The sequence below is a fragment of the Variovorax sp. P1_H2 genome (assembly GCF_056405295.1).
In genome coordinates this window covers 1-4,813 of record NZ_JBFUCJ010000215.1, presented here as the reverse complement: position 1 = coordinate 4,813, position 4,813 = coordinate 1, and the positions used below count along the sequence as shown (strand labels likewise).

The window sequence follows — 4,813 nt, the reverse complement described above, 5'->3', positions numbered from 1 at the left end:
GCCGGGAACAGGTTCTCGCGGTCGATGTCGGCAGCGCGCGGCGTGATCTCGTGGGCGGCGAAGTCCTGGATCGCGTCGCGCAGGGAATCGATGGTGTCGCCCAGGTCGAAGTTCAGGCCGGGATGGTGCATGGGTTTGTCTCCTTGGTCGGTCGGGCTCGCACCGGAAATTTCCCGGGCGGAGAGGCGCAGCTTACGCCGTGTGCCGGTGCATTTGGCGCCACAATGGTTGCAAATCCCGCCACCCTTCCCGTTCGCCACCATGCCCTCGTCACCGCTCCAGAGCACCCGCCGCGCGGCCACGCCGATGGCCTTCGTCCAAGCGATCGTGCGGGCCTACGAGCGCTACGGCGTCGACCCTTCGGCGGCCCTGGCCGAGGCACAGATCACGCCGCATGAACTCGCGGATCCGGCCGCACGCGTGACCGCGGCGCAGTTCGAGACGCTGTCGGGTTTCGCGATGCAGCAGCTCGACGACGAAGCGCTCGGCTGGTTCCGGCGCCGGCTCCCCTGGGGCAGCTACGGCATGCTGTGCCGGGCCTCGCTGGGGGCGCCCGACCTGGGCGTCGCGATCAAGCGCTGGTGCAGGCACCTGCGGCTCCTGACCGACGACATCGCGCTCGAACTCTCGGTGGCCGGCGGGCTGGCGACCGTGTCGATCACCGAGCACCGCCCGCTCGGCGAGTTCCGCGAGTTCTGCCTGGTGTCGAACCTGCGCTTCCTGCATGGCTACGCCTGCTGGGCCATCGATTCGCGGGTGTCGCTGAGCGCCACCGCCTTTCCGTTCGAGGCGCCGCCGCACCGCGAGGCCTATCCGCTGATGTTCGGTGGCAGCCTGCGCTTCGGCGCCGACCGGGCCAGCTACAGCTTCGACCCGCGCTACCTGGCGCTGCCGCTGCGGCGCGACGAGGCGGCGCTGCGCACCATGCTGCGGCGCGCCCTGCCGCTCACGGTGCTGCAATACCGGCGCGACCGGCTGCTCGGCCAGCGGGTGCGCGAACTGCTGCGCAGCCGTGCCGCCGAAGCCGCCACCGCCGAGGCGCTGGCGGCCCTGCTGAACCTGTCGAGCCGCACCCTGCACCGCCAGCTGATGGAAGAAGGCGTCTCGCTGCAGGCACTCAAGGACGAGATCCGGCACGAAGCGGCTGCCGACCAGCTGCGCCGTACCGACCGGCCGATCAAGCAGATCGCGCTGGCGGTCGGTTTTCGCAATGAGAAAAGCTTCTCGCGCGCCTTTCGCGGCTGGACCGGCGTCGCACCAGGCACCTTCCGGCGGCACGGCCTGCCGCCAAGCAAGGGGAACGCGGATTCGTGAAATAGTGTGCTCGGAATCGTCCGATGCGCCGGCGTCCGACAGGAAGGTGGCCCGGCGCGGCCTACCATCGCCCCATGCAGCAGATTCCCGACACCGACAGCGACGCCTTCGCCGACCTGATGGATTTCATCGCCACTTCGGGCCGCACCCGCAACAGCGGCTTCGTGACTGAAAACGCGGACCTTCTGGTGTCGCGCATGTGGGCGGACCGGGCCCAGGCGATGACGCTCTCGCTGACCACGATGGCCAGGGCCACGCTGCCGCGCGGCAACGCCTGAGCCTTCGCTTCAGTCCTCGGCGGCGCCCAGCGACTTCTTCAACGCCTGGAAATCGGGCGAACGCTGCAGCACGCTGCGCCCGGCTGCGATCAGCCGCGTCACCTCGTCGTCGCTGATCGAGAACGCGGTCGGCACCTGGAGCAGCCGCTGCCGCAATTCGCCGTCCGCGGCGTCGCGCAGGTTCACCTGCACGACGTGGATCTCGGCATCGGGGGCGAAGGCGTCCGAGCCATCGGCATTGCGCGTCCTGAGGTCCTCCCGCCATTGGCGGGCGGTGTCCAGCAGGAACTCCTGGGTCTCCAGGGTGGCGCGCGCGCCGGCGCCGAACAGCAGCGTGTCGGCCACCGCCCGGACGCCCGGCACGGCATCGATCTGGTCGACATTGTTGGCCGGGTCGCGCGCCGAATTGACGCTGATCACCACCAGMTTGCGCACGCTGCCGCGCGGGATGCCGACTTCGTCGAAGCTCTCCCGCAATCCGCCGCCGATCAAGGCGCGGTCGAGCAGCCGGCGCACCGCGAGGTTGTCGGCGACGCCGCCGTCGACCAGGTGGATGAAAGGGCGGCTCTGGGCGTCCAGGTAACTGTTGGCCTGCATGCGGAACATGCGGGCCCGGTAGTTGCCACCGCCGCGCCCCGCCAGCCGCGGCACGATGCCGCGCTCGCGGCATTCCCGCGAATAGTTCTTCAGCGTCAGCGGACTCAGCAGGATCGGCACCGCCGACGAGGCCGCGACCGCGAAGGACAGGGGCACGCTCTGCAGGTCGGAGCAGATCAGTGCGAACTGGTCGGCCGTGAACTCGAAGGCCGTGCCCAGCGACATGTCGGTGGCCGCGATCACCAGTTGCGGATGGCGCGGGTTGCGCTCGATGTCGGCGTAGGTCTTGCCCTCGTAGATCTCGTCGAGCCGGCGCGCCAGCAGGTGGCTGCGCCCGTACCAGGGGGAGCTCAGGTCGTACAGGCTGCCGGGCCGCAGCGCCTGCAGGATCAGGCTGTTCTGGAAGTTCTGGCGCAGGAAGTCGCGTTCGAAGTCCTGCAGCCTGTCGGCGCCGAAGACCGCGTAGTAGGCCGCCAGGATGCTGCCGCCCGACACCCCGCTGATCACGTCTGTGGCGTCGAGCAGGTCGGCGTGGCGGCCGTTCAGATCGAACTTGGTGCGGCGCAGTTCCTCCAGAACGCCGTAGCCGAATGCGGCGGCCCGCGCACCGCCGCCGGACAGCGCGACGGCCACCAGGATCGTCGGATCCCGGCCCGACTCCGGCGCCATGATGACCGAGGCCGGCGGCGGCTCGTCGACCAGGGGCTCGTTGAGCCACGGCCTGATCGACGAACAGCCCGCCAGGCTGGCGGCGATCAAGAGGCCACAGAGCGCGCGCAAGCCGTGCATGGAGGCGTCTTCAGGCGAACGCGGAGCGCCAGTCGGCCAGCAGCGCCGGCAGTTGCGCCATGTCGGTGAACACCTGCGTCGCGCCGACGGCACGCAGCGCTTCGGGCCCGCTGTGGCCCAGGTCGGTCGGGCTGTAGCCGAACACGGTCGCGCCGGCGGCGACGCCGGCCATGGCCCCGGTGACCGTGTCCTCGACCACCGCGCAGCGCGCCGGGTCGACGCCGAGCGCCGATGCGGCCGCCAGGTAGACGTCGGGCGCGGGCTTGGAGCGCGGCATTTCGTGGCCGCTGAAGATGCGGCCCTCGAAGCAGTCGAAGATGCCGATCTTCGCGAGCTGCAATTCCACCTTGTGGCGGTCGGCGCCCGAAGCGCAGGCGATCCGGCCATCGAGCGCCGCATGCAGGGCGCGCACGGCCAGCGCGGCGTTCGGAATGGCCAGCAGGTCGCGCTCGAGCGCCTCGTTGCGGCGGCCGCGAAAGCCGTGCAGCCATTCGGGCGTGATCGCGAAGCCGGTCCTGGCCTCGATCAGCGCGGCCTCGTCCTTGACCGCCTTGCCGGTGAAGATGCGCATCGACTCCTCGGTGCTGAGGCTCCAGCCGAGCTCGCCGAGCATCTCGGCGAGCACACGGTTGGTGATGGGTTCGGAGTCGACCAGGACGCCGTCGCAGTCGAACAGGACGGCTTCGAAAGGGATGGGAGTCATGGGGCGATCCTAACCATGTAGCCCCCACGCTCCCTCACTTCGTGTGGTCGCTGCCCCCCGAGGGGGCCGCAGGCCGCCTTGGGGCGGCCCGGCGCCGGCCTACCCCCACGACAATGCTCAGGCCGACCGGATCGGAATGTAGATCTCGCCGCCCGCGGCCTTGAACTCCGCCGACTTGCCGGCCATGCCGTCCAGGGCCGCATCGATGGCCTCGATGCCGCGCTGGGCGGCGTACTCGCGCACCTCCTGCGTGATCTTCATCGAACAGAACTTCGGCCCGCACATCGAGCAGAAGTGCGCCACCTTGCTGCTGTCCTTGGGCAAGGTCTCGTCGTGGAACTCGCGCGCGGTGTCGGGGTCGAGGCCCAGGTTGAACTGGTCCTGCCAGCGGAACTCGAAGCGCGCCTTGGACAGCGCGTCGTCGCGCGAGCGCGCGCCCGGATGGCCCTTGGCCACGTCGGCCGCATGCGCCGCGATCTTGTACGCGATGATCCCCTGCTTGACGTCGTCGCGGTCCGGCAGGCCCAGGTGTTCCTTGGGCGTGACGTAGCACAGCATCGCGGTGCCGGCCCAGCCGATCATCGCCGCGCCGATCGCGCTGGCGATGTGGTCGTAGCCCGGCGCAATGTCGATGGTCAGCGGGCCGAGCGTGTAGAACGGCGCCTCGTGGCAGTGCTTGAGCTGCTCGTCCATGTTGGCCTGGATCAGGTGCATCGGCACATGGCCGGGCCCTTCGATCATGGTCTGCACGTCGTGCTTCCAGGCGATCTGCGTGAGCTCGCCGAGGGTACGCAGCTCGGCGAACTGCGCTTCGTCGTTGGCATCCGATGCGCAGCCGGGGCGCAGGCCGTCGCCGAGCGAGAAGCTCACGTCGTAGGCCTTCATGATGTCGCAGATGTCCTCGAAGTGGGTGTAGAGGAAGCTCTCCTTGTGGTGCGAGATGCACCACTTGGCCATGATCGAGCCGCCGCGCGAGACGATGCCGGTGCGGCGGTCCGCCGTGAGGTGGATGAAGGGCAGGCGCAGCCCCGCATGGATCGTGAAGTAGTCCACGCCCTGCTCGGCCTGCTCGATCAGGGTGTCGCGGTAGATCTCCCAGGTCAGGTCCTCGGCCACGCCGCCGACCTTCTCG

At 69.5% G+C, this 4,813-nt stretch carries 5 protein-coding genes; 2 read left to right on the top strand and 3 right to left on the bottom strand.

The window, feature by feature from the left end; all coding sequences use genetic code 11:
* Positions 1–261: 261 nt before the first annotated feature.
* Both AC1D2E_RS34715 and AC1D2E_RS34710 read left to right on the top strand, forming a co-directional pair.
* Positions 262–1,314 carry an AraC family transcriptional regulator gene (locus AC1D2E_RS34715; protein ID WP_478201611.1) on the top strand — a complete coding sequence of 351 codons (1,053 nt, stop codon included), beginning with the start codon at positions 262–264 and terminating at the stop codon, positions 1,312–1,314.
* 74 nt (positions 1,315–1,388) lie between these two features.
* On the top strand, positions 1,389–1,592 hold the full coding sequence (locus tag AC1D2E_RS34710; RefSeq protein ID WP_478172405.1) for a hypothetical protein: 204 nt from the start codon (positions 1,389–1,391) through the stop codon (positions 1,590–1,592).
* A 9-nt stretch (positions 1,593–1,601) separates the two neighbouring features.
* Here AC1D2E_RS34710 and AC1D2E_RS34705 read toward each other — a convergent pair whose 3' ends face one another.
* The 3 genes from AC1D2E_RS34705 to thiC form a co-directional block, all read right to left on the bottom strand.
* Positions 1,602–2,978, bottom strand: a complete 1,377-nt coding sequence (locus AC1D2E_RS34705; protein ID WP_478201610.1) for a patatin-like phospholipase family protein — start codon at positions 2,976–2,978, stop codon at positions 1,602–1,604.
* A 10-nt stretch (positions 2,979–2,988) separates the two neighbouring features.
* Positions 2,989–3,681, bottom strand: coding sequence for an HAD family hydrolase (locus tag AC1D2E_RS34700; protein ID WP_478201609.1), 693 nt, complete (start codon positions 3,679–3,681; stop codon positions 2,989–2,991).
* A gap of 117 nt (positions 3,682–3,798) precedes the next feature.
* On the bottom strand, positions 3,799–4,813 hold a 1,015-nt coding region (gene thiC, locus AC1D2E_RS34695), incomplete at its 5' end, for a phosphomethylpyrimidine synthase ThiC (protein WP_478201608.1).